The organism is Mesorhizobium sp. L103C131B0, assembly GCF_000502275.1.
Lineage (GTDB): Bacteria > Pseudomonadota > Alphaproteobacteria > Rhizobiales > Rhizobiaceae > Mesorhizobium.
This window is the reverse complement of sequence record NZ_AYXC01000001.1, coordinates 137,283-159,445: the sequence shown is the minus strand read 5'-3', so window position 1 is coordinate 159,445 and position 22,163 is coordinate 137,283. Positions and strand designations below refer to the sequence as shown.

The window sequence follows — 22,163 nt, the reverse complement described above, 5'->3', positions numbered from 1 at the left end:
GGGTCGCCGCCCGCGGGAGGTTTCCATGGCATCCGTTCCCTTCGACCAACTGGACGGCTTCATCTGGATCAACGGCGAGTTCGTCAAATGGGCCGATGCCAAGATCCACGTGCTGACCCACGGCCTGCACTATGCCAGCGCCGTCTTCGAGGGCGAGCGCGCCTATGGCGGCGCCATCTTCAAGCTCAACGAGCACACCGAGCGTCTGCATGAATCGGCGCGCCTGCTCGGCTTCAATATTCCCTATTCCGTGGCCGAGCTCAATGACGCCTCGACCACGCTTCTGAAGAAGCAGGGTTTCCAGGACGCCTATGTCAGGCCGATCGCCTGGCGCGGCAGCGAACAGATGGGGGTGTCGGCGCAGAACAGCCGCATCAACTGCGCCATCGCCATCTGGCAATGGCCGAGCTATTTCGACCCGGCGCAGAAGCTCAAGGGCATCCGTCTCGATCTGGCGGAATGGCGCCGGCCCGATCCGCGCACCGCGCCGTCGAAGTCGAAAGCCGCCGGCCTCTACATGATCTGCACCATGTCCAAGCATGCCGCCGAGGCCAAGGGCTATGCCGATGCCATGATGCTCGACTGGCGCGGCCAGGTCGCCGAAGCAACGGGCGCCAACATCTTCTTCGTCAAGGATGGCAAGATCCACACGCCGAAGCCCGATTGCTTCCTCGACGGCATCACCCGCCGCACCGTCATCGGCCTCGCCAAGGACCGCGGCCTTGAAGTCGTCGAGCGCGCCATCATGCCTGAGGAACTCGAAGGCTTCGAACAGTGCTTCCTCACCGGAACGGCAGCGGAAGTGACGCCGGTCTCCGAGATCGGTCCGTACCGATTCGAGGTCGGCGAGATCGCCAAGACTTTGATGAACGACTATTCTGCTGCGGTGCAACCTAAGCATGCGATAGCCGCAGAATAACGAAAGTCACAGCTTTTTTCGCAAGCAGGGGCGGTTTTGAGGCCGGCCCCTTTATTTCAGCATCTGTGCATTTGACTTTCGTACAATTCAGCGTCTCATGATGGTGTCGGCCCGGGAGGCTGGCAGCTATGGAGGGACTAGGTACATGGATACGAATACGCTCATTGCGCTCGTTGTACAGGTAATTGCAGGTGTTGTCGGTGGTCAGGCGGTCGGCGTCGCGCTGAAGAATGCGGCGATGGGCCAGTTGACCAAAATCCTCGGCGGCGCGGTTGGCGGCGTCGGCGGGGCGGCGATCCTCGGCAGCCTGCTCGGCGGCACGGCCGACCCGGCAGCGGCTGCAACGGCAGCGGGCGGATTGGGCGATACGCTGAACCTCAAAAACCTGCTCGGCGGCGCCGGCGGCGGCGCCATCCTGACCGGCATCATCGGTGCGGTCATGGGCGCGATGAAGAAGTAAGCCTCTAGATCATTCACCGTTTCACGGCGAATGATCTAGTTTGTTGTTTTACCCAATTCCGGACGGAAAACCGCTTTACACTTTTCCTGGAATTGCTCGAGACTCAGGCTTCGTCAAATGGGCGGCCGTTGGGCCGCCCATTTCTGTTTTGGGACGGACTGTTTGCCTTTCAGCAGTGGACGGCCTTCGCCCGCGCCTCTACATCACGCTGGAACAGCGAAAGGACAATCATGGGTCAGCTCAATGCCGGCATCGTGCCGGTCACGCCTTTCCAGCAGAACTGCACCATCCTGTTCGACATGGATGACAAGCATGGCGTCGTCGTCGATCCGGGCGGCGACATCGACAAGGTGCTGGCGGTGCTGAAGGACAATGCGATCACCGCCGCTGCGATCTGGATCACCCATGGCCACATCGATCACGCCGGCGGCGCCATGGAGCTGAAGGAAGCACTCGGCATCGAGATCATCGGCCCGCACGAAGCCGACAAGCTATTGCTCGACAATCTCGAGAACCAGGGCCAGCGCTACGGCATTGCCGGGGCGCGCAACTGCGTGCCCGACCGGTTTCTCGCAGAGGGCGAGACGGTTTCGTTCGGCTCACATATGTTCGAGGTGCTGCACTGCCCCGGCCATGCGCCTGGCCATGTCGTATACTACAATCGCGCGGCGAAGTTCGCTCATGTCGGCGACGTGCTGTTTCGCGGCTCGGTCGGGCGCACCGACCTGCCGGGCGGCGACCATGCGGCGCTGATCGCCTCGATCAAGGACAAGCTTTTGCCGCTCGGTGACGAGATCGGCTTCATCTGCGGCCACGGCCCGGGTGGCCGCTTTGGCGAGGAGAGGCGGACCAATCCCTTCCTGACTTAGCGATGTCTTTCTGCCAAAAAAAAAGCGCTGGCCTTGCGGTCAGCGCTTTTTGTGGGACAGGGAAGCTCAATTCGCGACGCAGAAATGCTGCTCACCGTCATTGCCGGTGAACGTGCCGCTGCGGGCATTGAAGCTCCGGTAGCGGTCCGAGCAGTATTCGTACCAGTCGCGGGTCCACGGCTCGGCATAGCGGTCGGCATAGACGACCCGCGGTTCGGCATAGTAACGGCGCACCGGCGCCGGCCGCACTTCGCGGTAGTCGTAATCGTCATCATAGCTGCTGTAGCGCGGCTGCGGGTTGCTCAGCGCACCGGCGATCAGAGCGCCGGCCGCAAGGCCGACGACACCGGCCGCAAGCGCGTCGCCATTATGATGACGACCATGGCCATGATGCCAGCGGTTCCAGTCCTTGGCATTGGCGGCAGGCAAGGTGGCGAGGGTGGTCGCGGCGAGAGCGGCGCCCAGGATGGCGGTCTTGAAAATGCGATTCATTTTGGTCTCCTTCGTGCCGGCCCGGATAGTTTTCGGGGATGCGGTCCAGCCTAGGGGACGATTAATAGAAGACCGTGGCTGAACGGGGGCTGAACGGAATTGGCTGATACGATCCAGTTCTTGCGGCAAAACCAAGCGCGTACGCAAGGCGCTCCGCCTCGTCAATCTCCGTCCGGACTGTCTTGAGCCAGCTTAGCCGACCGACAGGTTGACGGCCTTCGGACCCTTGCCGCGCTTGTCCGGCTCGGTGTCGAATGTCACTTTCTGTCCATCCTCCAGACCGGAAAGACCCGAAGCCTGCACGGCCGAAATATGAACGAAGACATCCTTCTGCCCGTCGTCGGGCGTAATGAAGCCGAAGCCTTTGGCATGATTGAAGAATTTGACGGTGCCGGTCTGCGGCATGGGAAGCTCCCTTTGATCCCATAAAGTCCAGTTTCGGGCCGGCAAATGCCCGAAGGGAAATTTGTCCTTTATTTTAGCGCTATCGGCAAGAGAAAGTTTTGGCGACGGCGGCAACGCTGAAGGCTGGTCAAATAGATCGTGGCACCGAAGGCAATTCGCGCCAGACGATTGCTCCGGCGATCAGCCACGGCATTGACCGATAAAGCGTCCTTTGCCTCCGGCGACGGCGGTCATGAAAAAGGCGCAACGGGAAACGTCGCGCCTTCGAAACTCTGGACGGCTGACAAAGCCGGTTCAAACACGCTTTAGGTGCTTTTTCGAGCGCCCTGACGGGCGCGCGGGCACCGCCGGTTCAGGCCGCGCGGAGGTTGACCGCCTTCGGACCCTTGCCCATGCGGTCGGGTTCAACGTCGAAGGTGACCTTCTGGCCGTCGACGAGGGTACGCAGGCCCGAGGCCTCGATCGCGGAAATGTGGACGAACACATCCTTGGCGCCGCCGTCGGGCGTGATGAAGCCGAAGCCTTTGGTCGCGTTGAAGAATTTAACGGTGCCGGTCTGGGCCATTGGGGAAACTCCTTCACCCGTGTCAGTCTTATGGTTTGCCCGCCGCCTGGCATCGTGGGCAAGTCCCGGTGGTTGCTTCGGCAGTCCTGCATTTGCGCATGGTAAAACCCCCCGCCGAAAACGGGGCCGTCAGAGATTCACAGTATCGGGGAAAGGTCGTCCAAAACGTTCCGCTCTCCGGGTCGCAAATGCCCGAACACAAAATTTATCGCACGGAAACGTGATAGTTGCAAGATAGCGCCGCGGGCCGCGTCCATCGACGCATCCCAACGAAGGCGCTTCGATAAACCTGGGTTCTTAAGAGTTCATCAGCCAGAGCCCGGCCACGCATGGTCCAGCGGTCTGGTCCAGGGCCAAACCAATGCGCGGGCCAGGCATCGCATGGCTCCCGCGCCGCAAACGGGGGTTGCATTTGGCAAGGGAATGGCGAGGATCGACAGGCGCGTTTTGCGCCGGGGACGGGGGTCTCGAGGGAGGCATATTCATGAGATTTCTTGCGACGATCTTCTCGCGCCAGGGTTTTACTATTCTCTTCCTGTCGGGTCTTCTTGCGGCCTGCACCGTCGTCGTCGATGACGGGCCGGGACCACGTCCGCGCCCGCCACGGCCGGAACCGGAATTCTGCACCAGGCAATACGAGCCGGTCTGCGCGCGGCGCGGCGGTGACCGCCAGACCTTCGCCAATGCCTGCCTTGCCGAACGGGAAGGCTACCGCATCGTTCGCGACGGCCCTTGCCGCGACGGCGGTGGTGGCGGTGGTGGCGGTGGTGGCGGCGAAGAGCCGACATTCTGCACGCGCGAATACGCCCCGGTCTGCGCCCGCCGCCATGGCGAGCTGCGCACCTTTCCCAACGCCTGCGAGGCCCGTGCCGCCGACTACCGCGTCGTCGAGGACGGCCCCTGCTGATTTTTCCTTCTCCCCTGTCGGGTGAGTCCGCCGGAGGCGAATTCACCGTCCCACTGGCACGATAAAAGGCGGCGAATGCCGGGACCCTGCGAAGCAGCGGGGACCGGGCGGGTGGACCGGACCACCCTTGGTCCTTCGCAGGCTCAGGGCGTTCGAAACTCGAAAAGCCAACAATCGGCTTTTCGTCTGCTGCGCGGACCGCTTCTCACCCCCAAGGGAGAAGGCAAGGTCGCGGATCGGAGTGGTTGCCTACGCCGAATACGCCCCGTCGGCCGGGCCGGCATAAAGCTCTGCGCCGTCCTCGTCGCAAATGCGCAGACGGTCGGGGGTCTGCGGCATGGCGAGGCTGTGGAACAGCGCGGTGGCGCCCTGCAGGGCGGCGCGCAGGTTCGGCGCGTCCAGCGATACCTTGTCGAGCGTGGCTTCGTCGGCGTCGCGCGAGCGGCTCGACGAAGAACGTCAAGCAAGCCTCCGTTGCAGAGTTTTGGGCGAGATCGTCAGTCCGAGATCGTAAGTCCATTGCCGGCAGGTGCGCCAGGCGCGCCCTGCCTGGTCAGCCCTTCGACTTCGGCTTCAGGCTGCTCTCTGCCTGCTTGACCGAGGAACCGAACGGGGAGGCGGCCTTGGCCACCACCTTGTCTTTCTTGGGCTTGCGAGTTTCGCGATTGCTGCGCTGCTGACCCTTGGCCATCTGTCTGCTCCTTCGTACGTGCTGGGTGGGTGCGGTGTCAGACTGCCTGGCTGTCGGGGACAGCCGGGGCGTCCGCCACTTCGAGGTTGTCTTCCGTGGTGACCCGCTCATAGGTCTCCTCCTCGCTGCGGATGCGATATTGCGGCGAGCCATCCTTGACCGGCAATCTGCTCTTGATCTGAAACAGCTCGGCGGTCTGCTGGGCGAGCCCGCTGCGGCTCTTCATGCGCACGGTCTGGCCGATGGCGAAGAGGTGCGAGGGCGTATCGGTGCGCGGACGCGCATTCTGCTGGAAGCGGATCATGCTGCGTTCTCCTGGTCGCGCCTCAGCGCTGTTTCGAGTTCGAGGTAGTCGATGGCGACAAGCTGGCTGGTGGCCGGGTTCTTCACCGCCCTTGCCGGCAAATGGATGAAGGTGGCGACGCGACGCCAGGCAAGCCGCGACATGCCCTCGATCAGCTCTTCGTCGTGATCGATGTCATAGTCGCCGGCCGGCAGTTGCCCTTCCAGCCCGCCAAGCACGAAGGGTGCCGCGAAATGGGCGATGGAACGGGTGGTGCGATCCGGCATTGGCTTGGCTCTGGTTCGTCGATGCTTTCCGGCATCAACCGGGAACTCAACCATCGGCGATTGGAATGAGTTTGGCGGGTCGAGTATCTCCGACGCCGCTATATGCCAAGCTTGACCCAAAAAACGATCTCAGATCAATAATCCGAAATTGTTGGTTATTCAAGCTGATTTCCGCCACGGCTCGACCGGTATAAAAAATTTCTCGTATAAACCCCTAATAAATCTGCTATCGTGGAACAATATCAGCCAATTTCTTATTTAGAGAGCATCGGAATAATTATTCCGGTGCCCCTAAGATTATTTTTTACGAAAGGCAAAAATATATGAGATTCATGAAAACGCCGGATCGTCCGACCGCAACAATCGAGCCAATCGTCCTCTTCCCCAAGGCAATATCAGTGCGCCTGACGATAAGAAGCGACGAAGCGGCACGGCGCAAGATTGCCGACACCGACGGCACGCTACGGCGGGAGCGCCGGCTCGCCGAGAGCCACCGGCTGATTTGAACGCTACATTTTCCTGGAATTCCTCTAGAGTTTCGAAGAGGTCCGCGCCCTTGGCGAGCCCACTCTTCCCTTGAACCTGCAGCGCCGATGGCCTAGATCGCGGCAAGCGGACAAAACACGGCAGGTTTCCCATCAACAGAGATCAGAGAAGAGCGGCGGGTGCTGGAGCTGGCGGACAGGCGCCGCTGGGCCTCGACCAATATGTGCAGCAGGCGCTGCAGCTGCATCAGGCCGGGCGCCGGCAGGAGGCCGAGACGCTGTACCGGCAGGTGCTGGCGCGCAAGGCCAATCACCCGGCAGCGGCGCATTTCCTGGGCCTGTTGCTGCACCAGACCGGGCGCAGCCCCGAAGGGCTGGAGCTGATCGAGCAGTCTGTGCGTCTGCAGCCGAAGAATCCCGATTTCCTCAACAATCTCGGCACGGTGATGCGCGATCTCGGCCGCGTTGCCGCGTCCGCCGATTTCTTCCGCGGCGCGGTCGATCTCAAGCCCGACCAGCTCGCGGCACGCGACAATCTGGGTTCGGCGTTGAAACAGCTCGGCCAGTTCGAGGCTGCGGAGGACATCTATCGCGGCACAATCGGGCGCAATCCCTTCCATGTCCGCGCCCGCATCGGGCTTGCCGAAACGTTGCAGGAAGCCGGTCGTCTGGATGAGGCGCTGGCGACCTTTCGCGAGGCGCTGACGATCCGGCCCAAGGATGCCGACCTGTTGCATGGGCTCGGCGTCGGGCTGATGGAAAAAGGCAAGCTCGATGAGGCGGCCGACCTGTTCCGGCAGGCGTTGGCGATCACGCCAGGCATGGCAAAAGCCTGGCTGATGCTGACGCAGGTCAAGCGCCAGAAGGAGCGCGACGCCGAACTCGCCGGCATGGAGGCCCAGCATGCCAAGGCGCCGGCCGACAGCCTGGCACGCATGCAGCTGTCCTTCGGTCTCGGCAAGGCCAATGACGATTTGAAGGACTATAACAGGGCCTTCGACTATTTCGCTGAAGGCAATGCGATCCGCCGCAAGGGCATCGATTATGATCCGGTCAGGACGCGGGCCGAATTCGAGGCGATGAAGACGGTGTTCAACGCCGGCTTTTTCGAAAAGCACAAGCCAAGTGCAATCTCCGACGACACGCCGATTTTTGTCGTCGGCATGCCGCGCTCCGGCACCACGCTGGTCGAACAGATCATCGCCAGCCATCCACAAGTCTATGGCGCGGGCGAGCTCAGCATGTTGAAAACCGCGGTCGGCAAGCAATTTCCGCTGACTATGCCGGGAGGTTTCCCCTGGGGACTGGTCGATGTATCCGACGCGGAGTTTGCCGAAGCGGGCCAAGCCTATCTCGACACGCTGCATGAGCGCTATCCCAACTTCAGGCATGTCACCGACAAGATGCCCGGCAACTTCCTGCTCATCGGCTTCATCCATATGATGCTGCCGAAAGCCAGGATCATCCATTGCGCGCGCGATGCGGCGGCGACCTGCCTTTCGATCTACAAGGTGCATTTCCGCGGCGACAACCACCGCTACGGCTATGATCTGGGCGAGCTCGCCGATTTCCACAACATCTACACCGACATCATGGCGCATTGGCACGATGTTCTGCCGGGCGTCGTCCATGACGTGCGTTACGAGGATTTCGTGGCCGACCAGGAGGGACAGACGCGGGCGCTGATCGGGCATCTCGGCCTGTCCTGGGACGACAAGGCGCTGTCGTTCCACGAGACCGACCGCCCGGTGCGCACGGCCTCGGCCGCGCAGGTGCGCCAGCCGATGTATCAGGGCTCGGTCGATCTCTGGAAGCGCTATGGCGACAGGTTGAAGCCGCTGCTGGACAAGCTGGCCTGAGCAGCGGCTAAAGCTCGATGAAGGGCTGGAAGCCGCCGAAGATCATGCGCTTCATATCGAAGGGCATGGGCCCCGAATCGGGCGTCAAACGCGGATCGGCCATAACCTTGGCCATTACCGCGTCGCGGCTTTGCCTGGACGAATAGACGGCCCAGGCGAAGACGACGATCTCGTCGTCTTTTGCCTGAACGGCACGCGGAAACGAGGTCAACTCGCCATAGGGCACGTCGTCGGCGGTACATTCGACGTAGGCGAGCGCTCCGTGTTCCTTCCATATCGGGCCTGCGAGGTTGGCCAGCTTCTTGTAGTCATCGATATTTGCCTTCGGCACGGCGAGCACGAAACCATCGACATAGGACATGAGGTTCTCCTTGGAGTATCTCACAAAGCTCCTTACCGGCGTCAGCCGGTGAGGAGCTTTGTCAGCGGTGGTCAGTCTTTCTTCGCCGGCGCGTTCATCGCCCATTCGACCCCGAAGGGGTCGCGCATGTTGCCCCACTGGTCGCCCCAGAACATCAGCTGCAGCGGCACTGCGACTTCGCAGCCGGCACCGACCGCGCGCTTCCACCAGCCATCGATCTCGTCGGCGCCGAGATGGAGCTGCATGGTATAGCCCTGCGGCTTGACGGCAGGCATGCCGTTTTCGGGGTAGAAATCGGAAATCATCAGCGTCGAGCCGTTGATGTGGAGATGGATGTGCATCGTGCGGCCCTGCTCATCGGGCGGATAGAAGAACACCTGTTCGGCGCCGAAAGCCTTCTTGTAGAATTCGGCGGCCTTGAAGGCGCCGTCCAGCTGCAGATAGGGGGTCAATCCACCGAGAACTTTCGCGGCCGGCTGAATGGGGGTCTGGTCGGTCATGTCTTGTTCCTCTTTGGGTTTGGTCTGGGCATTTGGTTTGGCCTTGCGAACCCTAGGACGAACGAGCCGGCCGCGATCCTACATGTCTGATGCGATTTTCTGGCGAAACGAACTTGCGTCGGCGGCGCCCAATCAGAGCGCAATGCTCGCTGTCAGCAGGCTAGAAAGGGGACTGCTCCTTTAACCCCGCTGAGACGACAATGATCCTCTATTACCAGACCCATTCGCCCTTTGCGCGCAAAGCGCTCGTCTTCGCCCATGAGGTCGGGCTTGCCGACCGGCTCGAGGTCATTCATCACGAGACCAGCCCGACCTTGCGCAATGCCAGTGTCTACGCCGAAAACCCGCTCGGCAAGGTGCCGGTGCTGCTGCGGCCGGATGCGCCGCCGCTCTTCGATTCCGATGTCATCTGCGCCTATCTCGATACGCTGCATGACGGCCGCAAATTGCTGCCGCAGGACGGCGAAGCGCGCTGGCAGGCGTTGCGGTTGCAGGCGGTCGCCCAAGGCCTGGCGCAGACGGGCATAGGCCTGCGCTGGGAGACGGAAAGGCGGCCCGAACAGTTGCGCTATGCAGCGCTTGCCGAAGGCTACCGGGAAAAAATCGAGGCCAGCTATGACTGGATCGAAAGCGCGCTGGACGACGAGACACCGCTCCATGTCGGCCATATAGCGCTTGCCACCACGCTGTCCTGGATGGCGTTCCGCCAGCTGCCGTCCTTTCGCGCGCGGGCGCGGCTGACGCGCTGGTTCGAGGCGTTCGAAAAGCGTCGATCGATGCAGGCGACGCCGCTGTCGGGCGATACGCATGACTGAGCAACGGTCGCCCCGCGGCGGCCTGCATCGATCTTTCCCGACCGCATGGTCAGGGCGCCCTGCAGATCCGCGGGCCGTTTTGCGCGTCGATGAGGATTTCCGGCCAGCCGATATCCTTGCGCAGTTCGATCGGCAGGGCCAGAAGCTCGCGCTCGCTGCGATAGCGGGCGCGGTTCTGTGCGTAACGGGCGGCGACGCGGCCTATGGATGACAGAATGGACATGATGCGTTCTCCTCAGATGAAGCCGGCATCATCGTGTCGGCATCCCAAGGACGCAGCAGGTTCAGGCGATCCGACAGAGCGCTGAAAATATTTGCGGGAGATGCGAAAGCATGGGCCGCAACACGGTACGGCCCATGGTGGTAGTTCCTCAGCCCGCCGTTTCAGCCACCGAGCGGAAGAAATCCTCGGGGTCTTCGACTTCGGTCAGCTTCCGCTTGTCGATCAGCCAGAAGCGGTTGCCGATGGCGCGGATGAAGGAACGGTCATGCGAGGCGAGCAGGCAGCTCGCCTGATGTTCCAGCAGTTCCGCTTCCAGCGCTTCCTGGCCGTCTATGTCGAGATGGTTGGTCGGCTCGTCGAGCAGGTAGAAGTTAGGGTTGGCGAGCCTGAGCGCCAGCATCATCAGCCGCGCCTTCTGGCCACCGGACAGCACGCCGATCTTTTTCTCCTGCATCTCGATGACCACGCCGGCGCCGGCAAGCAGCGAGCGGGCGCGTTGCTCGCCGACATCGTAGCGGTGCGAGACCAGGGCCAGCGGCGTGTCGTCGCCACTGATGCCGGCCAGCGCCTGGTCGCTGTAGCCAAGCACCGTCGACGGCGTCACCTTGACGTTCGGCACCGTGTCCGGCTCGGCGATGGCGTTGCGGATCAGATCGACGAAACGCGACTTGCCGACGCCGTTGCGGCCGAGCAGCACGATGCGATCGCCCTGGCAGATGTGGCGCTTGCCGGTCTTGAACAGCAGCATGCCGTCGGGCGTTTCCACCGTGGCGTCGTCCAGCGTAATCAGCACCTTGGCATGGGTGCCGCGGTTGGCCAGCCGGATCGCGCCGGCTGATTTCTCGCGATGCGCCGATACCGCGGCGTCTTCCAGCTTCTCCGCCCGTTCCCTGAGTTGCTTGGTCTTCACCGTCAAAAGGTCGCTGCCGGAATTGATGCCGATGTTGTTGAGCTTGGCGGCCTGCTTGCGCAGCTGCTGCGCCACCTTCATGTCGCGCTCGAACCGGCGCGCCGTCGAAGCGTCCAGGTCGTCGAGCGCTTGCCTCGCCCTGGAATAGGGCAGTGCAAACACCGGCGAGTCCTCCGGGCGCAAGAACAGCGTGCGGTTGGTGACAGCGTCGAGAAAGGCGCGGTCGTGACTGGCGATGACCACCGGCACCTCGCGCGGCAGGGCGTTCAGCCAGCTTTCCAGCTGGCTGATCTTGGCGAGGTCGAGATGGTTGGTCGGCTCGTCGAGCAAAAGCACATCCGGATCGGTGACCCAGACGCGGGCGATCAGCGCCAGCCGCTGCCATCCGCCGCTCAGCGCCTGCATCGGCCGTTCGCGCATCGGCTCGGGCACGTCGAGCGAATCCAGCACCACATCGACGCGCCACATCTCGCTGTCGGCCTGCTCGGCCGGCAAGGCATCGGCCACCACCTGATGGAAGGTGCGGCTAAGAAGGGCAGGTGGAACCGACTGCTCGACATGGCCGACACGCAGGCCGCGCGTGCGAGAAATGTCGCCCGAGGTCGGCTCCAGCGCGCCGGTCAGGCATTTAAGCAAGGTCGACTTGCCGCGGCCATTGGCGGCAACGATGCCGAGCCGGTCGCCGGCGCCGATGGTGAGGTCGAGGTTGGAAAACAGCGGCGCACTCATGGTGACGCCGAAGGATTTGAGGCTGATCAGGGCCATTGTGATTTCTCTGGTCTCGCCGGAGACAACTCCGGATGCACTTTGACGGTGTGCTTGCCGGCCATCAGGCTCAGCTTTGCGCACCACGAAGGGCAGACCAAAAAATCGAAACGGGAAAAAACCCGTAATGTCCCTGGTCAACCCTGCAAGCGAACTCGCAGGGCAGAAATCGGGCCACGCTGATGATGGTGATCGATAGACACGCAGCCCTCCTTTCAAGACAAAACTTTGAGTGTGTGGAGCGATTACACCAAAGGCGGGGGTGGAGGCAAGTGGGCGGGTCGGTTGGCAATCGGCCGCTACTGTCACACGGGCCTCAGATGGCCTCCGCTCACTCCGTATTCCCTGTTTGGATCCAGCAGGAAATGTCCGAACACTGCGCTCCTGTGAAGATCAACAACGATCACAAGCAGGGCGTTGAACCTGCCGGTGCCAATCAGAACTTGATCGAACCGGTTTTGGGCATCCCGGTAGACATAGTGGACGTCGTTCACATAGGGCAGGCCGATCTCATCGAGATCCAGCGCCTCGACATACGGCCATATGTCCACGGCAGCCTCTGCCTTGGCGGTGACGTTCGTCATGGGCTCGGCGAAGCAAGCCTTGAACTCGTCTTCCTGAAGTCTGCGCGTGACGATCATCACGCATTCTAGTGGCCGGCGTCGAAAATTCGCAACGGTGCAGCGGGTCGGTTCTTACCTTCTCCCCTTGTGGGAGAAGGTGGCCGAGCGAAGCTCGGTCGGACGAGGGGTGTTCCAGAAAACACCAACGTCTCACTCCGCTGGAACACCCCTCAACCGTCTCGGCGCTGCTCGCCGATCCACCTTCTCCCACAAGGGGAGAAGGGGAAGGGCGCTTACTTTCCTGGCCGTCCCGTCTTCCCCGGCCGCCGCTTATCACGACGCGCATCGCCTGGGTCCTCGTAGGAGCCGATGCCAGCACGCTGGCGAATGATTGGCTTGGGGGAATCGTCGCGATCCTTCGCGCCCCCCTCTGTCCTGCCGGACATCTCCCCCACTTGGGGGGAGATTGGGTTTGGCTTGGCCGGCACTTTTCCTTCGACCGGCTTTTCGGTCCGCCGCACGGTCATCTCGTCCAGCGAGTTTTTCTTGAACAGCGGCTTGGTGGCATCGCCCGGAATGCCGAAGTCGGAGCCGTGCGCTTCCTGCGCCGACTGTTTCTTGAACAGCGAGCGCGACACCGCGCCTGACGGTGTCGGCATGTCGGTACCAGGCCCCATATCGTCGATCGACGGCTTGGCAAACAGCGGTTTCTTCACCGGCACGGCGCCGTCGGCACCCATTTCGTCGAGCGCCGGCTTGCGGAAGAGGTTGGACCGGGCAGCCCTGGCCGCCTCTTCAGCCGCGCGTGCGTCGTCGAACTTGCGAAAACGCTCCTGTTCCTCAGCCGTACGGTGCTTGGCCACGCCCTTGTTGTGCTTGCCCTTCTCGCGGCCGGAGACCGGGCTTTCCATGTCGGCGTATTTGGCCAGAGGGTCTTCCGAGATGGACAGTTCCATCTCGCGCAGCCGCTTGATCTCGTCGCGGATGCGGGCGGCCTTCTCGAAGTCGAGATTGGCGGCGGCGTCGCGCATCTGCTTTTCCATGGCGTCGAGATGAGCCTTGAGATTGTTGCCCATCATCGCACCGGCGCCGTCGGTGAACTGCGAGATATCGGCGCGGACATGGTCCTTCTCGTAGACCGAGTCCAGAATGTCGGAGATGCGCGACTTCACCGATTCCGGGGTGATGCCGTTGGCCGCGTTCCATTCCATCTGCTTTTCGCGGCGGCGGTTGGTCTCGGCCATCGCCCGCTCCATCGAGCCGGTGACCTGGTCGGCATAGAGGATGACCTTGCCGTCGACGTTGCGGGCGGCGCGACCGATGGTCTGGATCAGCGACGTCTCGGAGCGCAGGAAGCCCTCCTTGTCGGCGTCGAGGATGGCGACGAAACCGCATTCGGGAATGTCGAGGCCTTCGCGCAGCAGGTTGATGCCGACCAGCACGTCGAAAGCGCCGAGGCGGAGATCGCGCAGAATCTCGATGCGCTCCAGCGTGTCGATGTCGGAGTGCATGTAGCGAACGCGCACGCCTTGCTCATGCAAATATTCGGTCAAGTCTTCGGCCATGCGCTTGGTCAAAACGGTGACCAGCGTGCGGTAGCCGGCGGCCGTGGTGTCGCGGATTTCGCCGACGACATCGTCGACCTGGCTTTTCGCCGGGCGGACTTCGACCGGCGGATCGATCAGGCCGGTCGGGCGGATGACCTGCTCGGCGAACACGCCGCCGGCCTGTTCCATCTCCCAGGCGCCGGGTGTCGCAGAAACCGCGACGGAGAGCGGTCGCATGGCGTCCCATTCCTCGAAGCGCAGCGGACGGTTGTCCATGCAGGAGGGCAGGCGAAAACCATACTCCGCCAGCGTCGCCTTGCGCCGAAAGTCGCCACGATACATGCCGCCGATCTGCGGCACGGTGACGTGGCTTTCGTCGATGAAAACCAGCGCATTGTCCGGGATATATTCGAACAATGTCGGCGGCGGATCGCCCGGCTGGCGTCCCGTGAGATAGCGCGAATAGTTCTCGATGCCGGCGCAGGAGCCGGTGGCTTCCAGCATCTCAAGATCGAAGCGGCAGCGCTGTTCGAGCCGCTGTGCCTCCAGCAGGCGGCCGGCGCGCTCGAGCTCGACCAGCCGGTGCTTGAGCTCCTCCTTGATCGACTTGATCGCCTGGTTGAGCGTTGGACGCGGCGTCACATAGTGCGAGTTGGCGTAGATCTTGACGCTCTTCAGCTCTCCGGTCTTCTGGCCGGTGAGCGGATCGAATTCGGTGATCGCCTCGATCTCGTCGCCGAACATCGAGATGCGCCAGGCGCGGTCCTCAAGGTGGGCCGGGAAGATTTCGATCGTGTCGCCGCGCACGCGGAACGAGCCGCGCACGAAATTGATGTCCTGGCGCTTGTACTGCTGGGCGACCAGATCCGCGAGCAGAGCCCGCTGGTCGAGCCGGTCGCCGATCTGCATCTGGAAGGTCATCGCAGTATAGGTCTCGACCGAGCCGATACCGTAAATGCAGGACACCGAGGCGACGATGATGACGTCGTCGCGCTCGAGCAGCGAGCGGGTCGCCGAATGCCGCATCCGGTCGATCTGCTCGTTAATCGAGGATTCCTTCTCGATGAAGGTGTCGGTACGCGGGACGTAGGCTTCGGGCTGGTAGTAGTCGTAATAGGAGACGAAATACTCGACCGCATTGTCGGGGAAGAATTTCTTGAACTCGGAATAGAGCTGCGCGGCCAGCGTTTTGTTGGGCGCCAGGATCAAAGCAGGGCGCTGCGTCTGCTCGATCACCTTGGCCATGGTGAAGGTTTTGCCGGAGCCGGTGACGCCGAGCAGCACCTGGGTGCGGTCATTGTTATCGACGCCCTCGACAAGATCCTTGATGGCGGTCGGCTGGTCGCCGGCCGGCTCGAAATCCGACACCATCTTGATGGCGATGCCGCCTTCGGATTTTTCCGGGCGGGCAGGGCGGTGCGGCGTCCACAGCACGCCGTCCTTGTGCAAGGGGTTGCCGGATTCGATCAGCGCCGACAGCGCCGCGACCGTGGCGGTGACGCTGCCCGAGGCCATGGTCTCGGCGTCTTCCAGCGAGATGTCGAGACCGGCGACCGGGTTGAGGCCGGCGGCGGTGCGCTCGCGGGCCGTGGCCGCGCCGCCCATCGAGGTGCCGCGCGAACTGCGGCCGGGGGAGGTTGAGCGTTCCGGAATCTTCTTCGCCACCTTCGGCGGCTTGGCGCCGCCGGAACTACGCCCTTCCTTCTCGGCCTCCTGCTCTATCTGCTCTGCCCAGTCGGCAATCGAGCCGCTCAGCGGCGTGCCGGTGAAGTCAGCCTGCGGCGCCTCGGCGAAGCCACCCTTGTGCAAGGGCTCCGAAGCATCGAGGAAATCGGTCAACGGGCTGCGCCGCTTGGGCGGCGAAGCGCTGTTGTCACCCGCCGGAGACGGTGTCTTGTTCTCGGGAAGTTTGGCCATGCCCCAAATATGGGCAGAGTCCGCCAAAATGGAAAGAGTGCAGTGGCAAGGGACACTAAGCGGGTCGAAGCTCCTGACACAAGGGTGTCAGGAGCTGTGTCACGCAAAGCCGGGCCACCTGCTCAATTGAACCACAGCGCGAAGGTCAAAAACCCACCGCCACCGAACTGACGCTGGATCTGGTCGAACTCGCCGCTGGTCACGATTTCACCGCTCTCGAGGTAGGGCGCGATGGCCGGGCCGGTAATCGACAGCACGAGGTCGAAAGGCTTCGGTTCTTCGAAGAAACGCTTCATGTTGATGCCCTGGCCGGTGCTGGCCGTGATGCGGAAATGCGGCAGCAGCTTGCGGCCTTCCAAAAGGTCTTCGGCCATGGTCAGAGTGGCGAGCCAGGCCTCGACCTGCTCCTCGCCGACTTCGAGCCCGGTGAGCGGGTTCTCGCCCTTCTGCTGCGGTCCCGGCAGCCATTCGCGGTCATTGTCGGTCTCGGCGCGGATCGCCTTCCAGTCCTCGCGCGACAGCCGGATCATTTCGAGCAGATGGCGGCGCGCCGCTTGACGGCGCTCCGGCTCGACCACCGGCCAGTTCACGAGGTGAACCATGGAGATGAAATCCGCGATGCGCCATTCCGATGAGAAGATGCTGCTGCCCATGTCGCCGGCGGGAGGCACGAGAATGTCCTGCAGCGGCAGTTTGGCGCGCGGAAACAGCATGTGGAACGAGCCGTCGAACATGGTCCTGAAATCATGCGCCAGCCAGAAATCGGCCTGCGCCATCAGGAATTCGGCATAGCCCTGCAGCCAGAAACCGTCGGCCCGGTCGAAGCGGAATGTGAGCGAGGGAGCGGCGCCGTCCGACGAGATACCGCCGCGCGACAGCGCGGCCATGACCGCCGCGATGCTTTCATCCGGCGTGATACTGCCGTCCTCGTTGAGATCGATGCCGGCATGGGTGAGGTCGACGACCATGCCGATATCGGCTCCCGCGGGCACCGAACCCAGTGTCGCCGCCGACCGTTCCAACCGGTCGCGAAAGGCGACCAGGATGGCGCGGAACTGCTCATAGGTCAGCGGTTCGGGATTGGGATTGTCCGGAATCGGCAGCCGCATCAGCGGCAGCATGAAGGATTGCGGGCTTTCGAACCCGTGGCGGTGCAGGCCGCCGGCCAGGATTTCCAGGGCGGTGAAGAATTCGCCGGCGCCGGCGGCGTAGGCTGACGCCGGATCGCCTTTCGCTGCAGACTCAAGCGTTGTGAGCGCACGGTTGCGCTCAGCCACCGTTTTGGCCTCGAACAGCGCGGTCGCTGCTTCGGGCGCGGCGGCGTGGGCCGAAGATAAAGGCAGCAACAGGAGGAAGGCGGACGCCAGCAGGCCTGCAAAACGTGTCATCTCATTCCTCCACTATGCCATTGCGCAGACATTACACGCATTTGGCGCCGTGTCTGCCGGCGGCAGTGTTTCAAGGACTGACGGTCGACACTTCCCGGGCAGACCGTCTACACAAGCTAACCGATTGGGCAAACGATTGGGCGTCGCGTGTCGAACTATCCGCTTTCCTACAAACTGTCATGGCTGCCGCGCTTCCTGAAACCGTCTCTCGGCGGCGATGTCAGGGATTTTGCGCCCATCGCGGCGACGACACTCATCGATCCACCGCCAGGGCGGAAGGTGCGGCTGGCCTTTGTCGGCGATATTTCGGCGGTGGCCAACCGTAGTGCGCCGGAGTGCGATCCGGAAATCGCAAAGCTCTTGGGCTCAGCCGATCTGGTGATCGGCAATTGCGAAAGTCCGGTCGTCGAGCGGCCGAGCGTGGCGTTTGGCACGCGGCTTGGCACTCACCATGCGATGAGCGAGCGGTTTCTTGCCGCGGCGCTTGCCGCCGTAGGCATCGCGCGCGAAAAGCTCGTGCTGTCGCTGGCCAACAACCATGTGCTCGACCAGGGCGTCGCCGGTTTCGACGAGACGGCTGCGGCGCTGAAGCGGCTTGGCATCCGCACCATCGGCACCGCGAAAAAAGGACCGGTCGAGCAGGTCAAGGCCGGGCCGCTGACGATCGGCTTTGCCGCCTTCACACTGTGGCGCAATGGTGACGCCGGGCCATTCACCGAGCTTGTCTCGATGCAAGGCGATCCGGCGGCATGGCCGAGCGGCGCGGCCGACAAGAACATCGATCTCACCTGTGCGGTGCCGCACTGGGACTGGGAGTTCCGGCATTTTCCGCAGCCGCAAACGCAAATGCGGGCGAGGGTGCTGGCCGGTCACGGCGTCGGGCTGATTGCCGGGCACCACGCCCATGTCGTGCAGCCGGTGCAATGGGTCGGCAAGACGCTCGTGGCTTACGGGCTTGGCGACTTCCTCGGCACGGCGCTGGCGCGACAGCCCTGGCCCGGCCGCATCGGCGGCATTTTCGTCGTCGATGTCAGCGCCGATCTCGGCAAGCGCGGCGCGATCGCCGGCTACCGGATGCATCCCTTCATGCGGCTGCGCTCAGGCGGGCATGAGCGGTTGGTTCCGGTCGAGGCGCTGACTGGCCGGATGAAGGGCAAGGTCGAAGCCAGGCTGAAGGCGATCTTTGGCGACTGACGACTTTCCCGCTATTATAGGTATAAACGGACTTTGCGAGGGGGCGATGGAAGCAGCTGAGTTCATGCCTGATGAAGCGGTGGTCGCCGGCATCAGGAAGAATATCGAGATCTATGAGGCTGGACGGGCTTCGGCCTACCGCCAGGTGCGCTGGCGGGTGCCGGTGTTTCTGGGGCTGCTGCTGGTTTTTGTCGTGCTGGTGGCCTGGCTGTTCAACAAGGTCGCTGACTTGAACGAGCAATGGTTCTCGACGCCGCATGTGTTCCTCTATGCCGGCGGTTTCTTCGCGGCGCTGCTGCTGTACTTCCTGGCGATCAGGCCGGCGACGCGGCTGCAGCAATCGTTCCGTGACACGCTGCTGCCGATCATCTTCGGCTTCATCAGGGATGTGCGCTATCAGCACAGCGTGACGCCGAATTCCTTCGACCGGCTGCCGCGCGCCGTGGTCGGCGCCTTCAACCGGCAGAGCTTCGACGACATCGTGTCAGGCCGCTACGAGGATTTTCCGTTCGAGCTCTACGAGGCGGAGTTGCGCCAAGGTTCGGGCAAAGGCTCGTCGACGGTCTTCAAGGGCGTCATCGTTGCGTTCGAGACGATCGCGCCGTTCCCCGGCATATTGGTCGCGACGCGCCGCAGCAACGCGGTGGTCGGTTTCTTCCGCGGCATCTTCGCCGGCAAGATGCAGGAACTGTCCAGCGGCGATCCGCTGCTCGACGGCGACTACGAATTTAGCACCGACAATGTCGCCGCCGCCCAGCCGTTGGTGAGCGGCCGGCTGGCGCAGGCGCTGAAATGGCTGCACGAGACATGGCGCGATGATCCGGCGCGGGTGGCGCTTAATGGCAGCGATGGTTTCCTGCTCTTGCCGCAGCCGAAGAATTTCTTCGAACTGCCCGCCATTTCCGTGCCACTCGATTACACCAAGCACATCGCGCCGATGATCGCCGATATGGGCGCGATCTTGGCGACGGCGGCGCTGGTGCGCAAGACCGGCGCGACGGATGGCGAGGCCTAAAGCGCCGCGCGTCGAAACGAATTCATGCGACGCGCTTCAGGTCTTGTTTTGATGCATATCGTTGCCCCAAAACGGAGGTCCTGTTTAGGCGCATGCATTAGCCAGGCTGCCGCGCGTCAGCAGGCGAAGCCGTAGTTCTGGCGGTAATATTCGACGTCTTCTTGCGCCATCGTCTTGAACATCACGCAGACGGTGAAGCTCCCGACCTGGCGACCGTTTCTGGTGTAGCCCCAGTCGGAAATATCGTCCCGCTTGAATTCGAGTTCCTGGCCGGCCACGACATTGTGCACCGCTTGCGGCTCATTGGCCAATGTTCCTGCAAATCCGGTCGCGGTCTTGTGGAAGGGGATGATCCAGAAATGCTCCGAGGCGTCTCCGTCCCTGACCTCGACTTTCAACTTGTAGCTGGTTGTCCCGGCTGGCGGCGCATCCGACAAGGACAGGAATTCATCGAGGCTGGCGCGCGCCTGCGCAATGGCCGCCGCCATGTCCGGATCGTCCCTGGCGACGCCTACAACCTTGTCGCCGCCCTGGCCGGAATCCTGCGCACCGGCCGGAACCGGCGCCAACGCCAGCACCAGGGACAGCACGGTTCGAACTGCATGCTTCATGAAATGGCGCTCCTGCGTGTCGATGCCTGACACCATCTTGCATCTATCTGGAGTTTTCAACGGCAGTGCGACAGCGTGGTATGGTCCGAACGGCAGGCCGCTCACAACCCGCTCGGCACCAGCCCTGCCAGCCAGTTCGCGGACCGCTTGGCAATGCCGACCGTTGCCGACGCGACGCGGCCGAGATCTGTCTTGACCACGGCGTAGCCGTTCCTGGTGCGGTAGAGCACGCCTGTTCCGCCATCGACCACTTGCTCGTAGGCGACGGGCCGTACCGCTGCTGCCTCCATGGCCGTCGTCGGGGAGCCGACGGGAACGCTCGGCCGATGGCTCAGTTCCGGCGGCAACGGGGTTTGGACATTCCGGCTGGCCGGCTTCAGTTCCGGGCGGGATGCGGCCGCCGCCAGTTGCGAAGAAGACGCCGACCCCTTGCTGCGGCAGATGCCAGAGACCAGCGGATAGTCGAAGTTCTTCTGGTGCAGCATCTGGCTTTTCATCGCCGCTTCGCAGTCGGCGATGGTCGCCCACTTCGCCGGCGTCTCGCCGATATATTCGCAAAGCTTGGCGTCGCAGTCGCAGCCGACAATGGTCATGGCGACAAGGGCGGTCTTGATCACGGTCTTGTCCTTCGGATTGCCCCCCGGCAGCCAGTCCTTCCATCGCGCGCGAACAAGGCGGGATTTTGGCCGCAATCACGCGATGAGCCGGGGGATGCGTTTTTCGGGTACGGCTCACTATAGGTGGATTTCGAGACACCCGGTAGCAGATATGGCGGGGGCGTGATGCATTTGCAGGAAGAAGCCTGAATAAATCTTGTCGGCTATGGCCGCGACAACTGTTTCTTGGCCCGGTTTTCTACTACGATACTCACGGGGCGATACAACAATATAGGAGGGGTTTGTCATGGGAAGAATTGTCCGGTCCGCCGAGCCTGTGCCGAAAAGGGATTCAACGCTCGAGGCATTCCAGGCGATGCTCCGCTCGGCGTCGACGATGACAAGCAAGAAGATCAAGGATCGAAAGGCGGCGACGGCTATCTCGACCGGGTTGCGAAGTACGTGCCTGCCGAAGTCGTGGCATTTTTCATCTTCGTCAACTCCATCCTGGTCAATGCCACTGAGCAGCCGGTTGCCAAGGCGTTGACCGATGCGGTGGCGGAAGAGACCAAAGGCAATCCGGGGGACATTCCGGGTAAGGTGCAGGCAGCCATCTATAAGATTGAAATGGCCGGTATCAGCGTCTGGACCATTTCATGGATCATGTTGATCGTCGCGCTGGCGATGACGCCGGTGTATCTGAAATCGGTCAGCGATTCAGCCGACAATGCGGAGGCTCCGGGAGCCAACATCGTCATGTCGATGCTCGCCTTCCCATTCTGGGCCTATGCCGTCAACGCGCTGGCCCTCAGGCCATGGCATGACGGTGCGCTGGCCAGCATCATGCTCGCCACCTTCACGCTCATCAGCGGCGCCATACGGCCGGAATATATAAACGCTGGCCTCAATTTGATCCCGGGCATCGGCCCGAAGAAGTAGCTTGGCCTGCCGGGCAGGCCGCGGTGCAGGGCGCGGCTTCAGTTGTAGACGCGCTCCAGCCTCGCGCCTGCTTCGAACAGCGCCGGCAGCACGATGTGCAGCTTGCGCACGGCGACGATCAGCCCGGTGCGACGGGTGGCCGGATCGATCGGAACGGTTGGCTGAACAGCGCCCGGGCGCCTTCGGGCGGAGCGAAGTCTGCCGCCGAAACCACGGTGAGCATGATCGCGTCATTGCCACCGATCTCGACGAAGGACACGCCTCTGTCGATCAGGCGCGGGATCATGTCGGTGAATTGCTGATCGCGCCTGGTGATGAAGATGGTTCCGTCAGCGGCGAAATCTCGTTCCAGCAAAGTATCGGCTTCTTACGCGTCGCTTCGCCGACCGGACCTTGGCCCAAAAGACAGTCGGCGCCGGGATTTCTCCCAGCGCCTCCCTGTCAGATCAGGACACGGTCGCGGCAGCAACTTCCGCAAAGTCGTCGCGCCATGCCGGCCTTGATTTTGACGGTCCTGCCAGTCACCGCCCGAGGGCAGTGCCCGTTCCAGACCACGCCGTTCTCCACCCTTGCGAGCTTCGTTCGGCGCGCCATCGA

At 62.5% G+C, this 22,163-nt stretch carries 26 protein-coding genes; 10 read left to right on the top strand and 16 right to left on the bottom strand.

What is annotated here, in order from left to right:
* Positions 1 to 25: 25 nt before the first annotated feature.
* The 3 genes from X730_RS163335 (at position 26) to X730_RS163345 (ending at position 2,248) form a co-directional block, all read left to right on the top strand.
* Positions 26 to 919: a branched-chain amino acid aminotransferase gene (locus X730_RS163335; RefSeq protein WP_023672023.1), complete on the top strand. Its 894-nt coding sequence runs from the start codon at positions 26 to 28 to the stop codon at positions 917 to 919.
* 145 nt (positions 920 to 1,064) lie between these two features.
* Entirely contained in the window at positions 1,065 to 1,379 is a 315-nt protein-coding gene (locus X730_RS163340; protein WP_023672022.1) for a hypothetical protein, read from the top strand.
* A gap of 230 nt (positions 1,380 to 1,609) precedes the next feature.
* Positions 1,610 to 2,248: an MBL fold metallo-hydrolase gene (locus tag X730_RS163345; protein ID WP_023683724.1), complete on the top strand. Its 639-nt coding sequence runs from the start codon at positions 1,610 to 1,612 to the stop codon at positions 2,246 to 2,248.
* 66 nt (positions 2,249 to 2,314) lie between these two features.
* Here the strand turns inward: X730_RS163345 and X730_RS163350 are convergent, their stop codons facing one another.
* The 3 genes from X730_RS163350 to X730_RS163360 all read right to left on the bottom strand — a co-directional run bounded on the left by X730_RS163350 (position 2,315) and on the right by X730_RS163360 (position 3,710).
* The gene (locus tag X730_RS163350; protein WP_023672020.1) at positions 2,315 to 2,740 is read right to left on the bottom strand and encodes a BA14K family protein; all 426 of its coding nucleotides are present in this window, start codon (positions 2,738 to 2,740) and stop codon (positions 2,315 to 2,317) included.
* A gap of 192 nt (positions 2,741 to 2,932) precedes the next feature.
* Positions 2,933 to 3,145, bottom strand: a complete 213-nt coding sequence (locus tag X730_RS163355) for a cold-shock protein (RefSeq protein WP_023672019.1) — start codon at positions 3,143 to 3,145, stop codon at positions 2,933 to 2,935.
* Positions 3,146 to 3,497: 352 nt separating this feature from the next.
* Entirely contained in the window at positions 3,498 to 3,710 is a 213-nt protein-coding gene (locus X730_RS163360) for a cold-shock protein (RefSeq protein ID WP_006202520.1), read from the bottom strand.
* A gap of 484 nt (positions 3,711 to 4,194) precedes the next feature.
* Between X730_RS163360 and X730_RS163365 the strand changes: the two genes are divergently transcribed.
* Positions 4,195 to 4,617, top strand: a complete 423-nt coding sequence (locus X730_RS163365) for a Kazal-type serine protease inhibitor domain-containing protein (protein WP_023825354.1) — start codon at positions 4,195 to 4,197, stop codon at positions 4,615 to 4,617.
* A gap of 553 nt (positions 4,618 to 5,170) precedes the next feature.
* On the opposite strand, the gene X730_RS1000000168035 is transcribed toward X730_RS163365, so the two are convergent.
* The 3 genes from X730_RS1000000168035 to X730_RS163375 are packed head-to-tail and all read right to left on the bottom strand — an operon-like array spanning position 5,171 to position 5,878.
* A complete protein-coding gene (locus X730_RS1000000168035) occupies positions 5,171 to 5,308 on the bottom strand; it encodes a hypothetical protein (protein ID WP_023683725.1) in 138 nt (45 codons plus the stop codon).
* 37 nt (positions 5,309 to 5,345) lie between these two features.
* Positions 5,346 to 5,612, bottom strand: a complete 267-nt coding sequence (locus X730_RS163370) for a hypothetical protein (RefSeq protein ID WP_023728230.1) — start codon at positions 5,610 to 5,612, stop codon at positions 5,346 to 5,348.
* Positions 5,609 to 5,878, bottom strand: a complete 270-nt coding sequence (locus X730_RS163375; protein WP_023672014.1) for a hypothetical protein — start codon at positions 5,876 to 5,878, stop codon at positions 5,609 to 5,611. The genes X730_RS163370 and X730_RS163375 overlap by 4 nt, the downstream gene beginning before the upstream one ends.
* 323 nt (positions 5,879 to 6,201) lie before the next feature.
* On the opposite strand from X730_RS163375, the gene X730_RS163380 reads away from it, so the two are divergent.
* Together X730_RS163380 and X730_RS163385 are read left to right on the top strand one after the other, a co-directional pair.
* Positions 6,202 to 6,384, top strand: a complete 183-nt coding sequence (locus X730_RS163380; protein WP_023728228.1) for a hypothetical protein — start codon at positions 6,202 to 6,204, stop codon at positions 6,382 to 6,384.
* A 203-nt stretch (positions 6,385 to 6,587) separates the two neighbouring features.
* Positions 6,588 to 8,222, top strand: a complete 1,635-nt coding sequence (locus X730_RS163385; RefSeq protein ID WP_023825353.1) for a sulfotransferase — start codon at positions 6,588 to 6,590, stop codon at positions 8,220 to 8,222.
* Between the two features lie 7 nt (positions 8,223 to 8,229).
* On the opposite strand, the gene X730_RS163390 is transcribed toward X730_RS163385, so the two are convergent.
* Entirely contained in the window at positions 8,230 to 8,583 is a 354-nt protein-coding gene (locus X730_RS163390; RefSeq protein WP_023733342.1) for a DUF1428 domain-containing protein, read from the bottom strand.
* A 71-nt stretch (positions 8,584 to 8,654) separates the two neighbouring features.
* Entirely contained in the window at positions 8,655 to 9,083 is a 429-nt protein-coding gene (locus tag X730_RS163395; protein ID WP_023691563.1) for a glyoxalase/bleomycin resistance/extradiol dioxygenase family protein, read from the bottom strand.
* 200 nt (positions 9,084 to 9,283) lie between these two features.
* On the opposite strand from X730_RS163395, the gene X730_RS163400 reads away from it, so the two are divergent.
* Complete coding sequence (locus X730_RS163400; protein ID WP_023672010.1) at positions 9,284 to 9,898, top strand: glutathione S-transferase; 615 nt, start codon at positions 9,284 to 9,286, stop codon at positions 9,896 to 9,898.
* A 49-nt stretch (positions 9,899 to 9,947) separates the two neighbouring features.
* On the opposite strand, the gene X730_RS1000000168030 is transcribed toward X730_RS163400, so the two are convergent.
* The 5 genes from X730_RS1000000168030 to X730_RS163420 form a co-directional block, all read right to left on the bottom strand.
* Positions 9,948 to 10,121 (bottom strand): hypothetical protein, encoded by a 174-nt coding sequence (locus tag X730_RS1000000168030; protein ID WP_023672009.1) that lies wholly within the window; start codon positions 10,119 to 10,121, stop codon positions 9,948 to 9,950.
* A gap of 148 nt (positions 10,122 to 10,269) precedes the next feature.
* Positions 10,270 to 11,796 (bottom strand): ABC-F family ATP-binding cassette domain-containing protein, encoded by a 1,527-nt coding sequence (locus tag X730_RS163405; protein ID WP_023825352.1) that lies wholly within the window; start codon positions 11,794 to 11,796, stop codon positions 10,270 to 10,272.
* A 305-nt stretch (positions 11,797 to 12,101) separates the two neighbouring features.
* Positions 12,102 to 12,437 (bottom strand): hypothetical protein, encoded by a 336-nt coding sequence (locus tag X730_RS163410; protein WP_023825351.1) that lies wholly within the window; start codon positions 12,435 to 12,437, stop codon positions 12,102 to 12,104.
* Positions 12,438 to 12,652: 215 nt separating this feature from the next.
* Positions 12,653 to 15,823 carry an excinuclease ABC subunit UvrB gene (gene uvrB, locus X730_RS163415; RefSeq protein ID WP_023825350.1) on the bottom strand — a complete coding sequence of 1,057 codons (3,171 nt, stop codon included), beginning with the start codon at positions 15,821 to 15,823 and terminating at the stop codon, positions 12,653 to 12,655.
* Positions 15,824 to 15,945: 122 nt separating this feature from the next.
* Positions 15,946 to 17,211, bottom strand: coding sequence for a hypothetical protein (locus X730_RS163420; protein ID WP_023825349.1), 1,266 nt, complete (start codon positions 17,209 to 17,211; stop codon positions 15,946 to 15,948).
* A 147-nt stretch (positions 17,212 to 17,358) separates the two neighbouring features.
* On the opposite strand from X730_RS163420, the gene X730_RS163425 reads away from it, so the two are divergent.
* A complete protein-coding gene (locus X730_RS163425; RefSeq protein ID WP_023825348.1) occupies positions 17,359 to 18,405 on the top strand; it encodes a CapA family protein in 1,047 nt (348 codons plus the stop codon).
* A 46-nt stretch (positions 18,406 to 18,451) separates the two neighbouring features.
* Positions 18,452 to 19,420, top strand: coding sequence for a DUF3137 domain-containing protein (locus X730_RS163430; RefSeq protein WP_023825347.1), 969 nt, complete (start codon positions 18,452 to 18,454; stop codon positions 19,418 to 19,420).
* A 116-nt stretch (positions 19,421 to 19,536) separates the two neighbouring features.
* On the opposite strand, the gene X730_RS163435 is transcribed toward X730_RS163430, so the two are convergent.
* Both X730_RS163435 and X730_RS163440 read right to left on the bottom strand, forming a co-directional pair.
* Positions 19,537 to 20,031, bottom strand: coding sequence for a DUF2314 domain-containing protein (locus tag X730_RS163435; RefSeq protein WP_023748171.1), 495 nt, complete (start codon positions 20,029 to 20,031; stop codon positions 19,537 to 19,539).
* Positions 20,032 to 20,132: 101 nt separating this feature from the next.
* Positions 20,133 to 20,648 carry a hypothetical protein gene (locus X730_RS163440; protein ID WP_023672002.1) on the bottom strand — a complete coding sequence of 172 codons (516 nt, stop codon included), beginning with the start codon at positions 20,646 to 20,648 and terminating at the stop codon, positions 20,133 to 20,135.
* A gap of 225 nt (positions 20,649 to 20,873) precedes the next feature.
* Here X730_RS163440 and X730_RS163445 point away from each other — a divergent pair, with 225 nt between their 5' ends.
* Positions 20,874 to 21,566 (top strand): hypothetical protein, encoded by a 693-nt coding sequence (locus X730_RS163445; protein ID WP_155922377.1) that lies wholly within the window; start codon positions 20,874 to 20,876, stop codon positions 21,564 to 21,566.
* A gap of 118 nt (positions 21,567 to 21,684) precedes the next feature.
* Here X730_RS163445 and X730_RS163450 read toward each other — a convergent pair whose 3' ends face one another.
* Entirely contained in the window at positions 21,685 to 21,921 is a 237-nt protein-coding gene (locus X730_RS163450) for a hypothetical protein (RefSeq protein WP_023825345.1), read from the bottom strand.
* Between the last annotated feature and the right edge of the window lie 242 nt (positions 21,922 to 22,163).

What these genes read in the sequence shown, in the direction of transcription:
- X730_RS163380 (WP_023728228.1), top strand. Translation starts at nt 6,202, where the DNA reads ATGAGATTCATGAAAACGCCGGATCGTCCGACCGCAACAATCGAGCCA.
- X730_RS163430 (WP_023825347.1), top strand. Translation starts at nt 18,452, where the DNA reads ATGGAAGCAGCTGAGTTCATGCCTGATGAAGCGGTGGTCGCCGGCATC.
- X730_RS163370 (WP_023728230.1), bottom strand. Translation starts at nt 5,612, where the DNA reads ATGATCCGCTTCCAGCAGAATGCGCGTCCGCGCACCGATACGCCCTCG.
- X730_RS163405 (WP_023825352.1), bottom strand. Translation starts at nt 11,796, where the DNA reads ATGGCCCTGATCAGCCTCAAATCCTTCGGCGTCACCATGAGTGCGCCG.
- X730_RS163335 (WP_023672023.1), top strand. Translation starts at nt 26, where the DNA reads ATGGCATCCGTTCCCTTCGACCAACTGGACGGCTTCATCTGGATCAAC.
- X730_RS163345 (WP_023683724.1), top strand. Translation starts at nt 1,610, where the DNA reads ATGGGTCAGCTCAATGCCGGCATCGTGCCGGTCACGCCTTTCCAGCAG.
- X730_RS163360 (WP_006202520.1), bottom strand. Translation starts at nt 3,710, where the DNA reads ATGGCCCAGACCGGCACCGTTAAATTCTTCAACGCGACCAAAGGCTTC.
- X730_RS163420 (WP_023825349.1), bottom strand. Translation starts at nt 17,211, where the DNA reads ATGACACGTTTTGCAGGCCTGCTGGCGTCCGCCTTCCTCCTGTTGCTG.
- X730_RS163365 (WP_023825354.1), top strand. Translation starts at nt 4,195, where the DNA reads ATGAGATTTCTTGCGACGATCTTCTCGCGCCAGGGTTTTACTATTCTC.
- X730_RS163400 (WP_023672010.1), top strand. Translation starts at nt 9,284, where the DNA reads ATGATCCTCTATTACCAGACCCATTCGCCCTTTGCGCGCAAAGCGCTC.
- X730_RS163435 (WP_023748171.1), bottom strand. Translation starts at nt 20,031, where the DNA reads ATGAAGCATGCAGTTCGAACCGTGCTGTCCCTGGTGCTGGCGTTGGCG.
- X730_RS163390 (WP_023733342.1), bottom strand. Translation starts at nt 8,583, where the DNA reads ATGTCCTATGTCGATGGTTTCGTGCTCGCCGTGCCGAAGGCAAATATC.
- X730_RS163375 (WP_023672014.1), bottom strand. Translation starts at nt 5,878, where the DNA reads ATGCCGGATCGCACCACCCGTTCCATCGCCCATTTCGCGGCACCCTTC.
- X730_RS163355 (WP_023672019.1), bottom strand. Translation starts at nt 3,145, where the DNA reads ATGCCGCAGACCGGCACCGTCAAATTCTTCAATCATGCCAAAGGCTTC.
- X730_RS163340 (WP_023672022.1), top strand. Translation starts at nt 1,065, where the DNA reads ATGGATACGAATACGCTCATTGCGCTCGTTGTACAGGTAATTGCAGGT.
- uvrB (WP_023825350.1), bottom strand. Translation starts at nt 15,823, where the DNA reads ATGGCCAAACTTCCCGAGAACAAGACACCGTCTCCGGCGGGTGACAAC.
- X730_RS163395 (WP_023691563.1), bottom strand. Translation starts at nt 9,083, where the DNA reads ATGACCGACCAGACCCCCATTCAGCCGGCCGCGAAAGTTCTCGGTGGA.
- X730_RS1000000168035 (WP_023683725.1), bottom strand. Translation starts at nt 5,308, where the DNA reads ATGGCCAAGGGTCAGCAGCGCAGCAATCGCGAAACTCGCAAGCCCAAG.
- X730_RS163410 (WP_023825351.1), bottom strand. Translation starts at nt 12,437, where the DNA reads ATGATCGTCACGCGCAGACTTCAGGAAGACGAGTTCAAGGCTTGCTTC.
- X730_RS1000000168030 (WP_023672009.1), bottom strand. Translation starts at nt 10,121, where the DNA reads ATGTCCATTCTGTCATCCATAGGCCGCGTCGCCGCCCGTTACGCACAG.
- X730_RS163350 (WP_023672020.1), bottom strand. Translation starts at nt 2,740, where the DNA reads ATGAATCGCATTTTCAAGACCGCCATCCTGGGCGCCGCTCTCGCCGCG.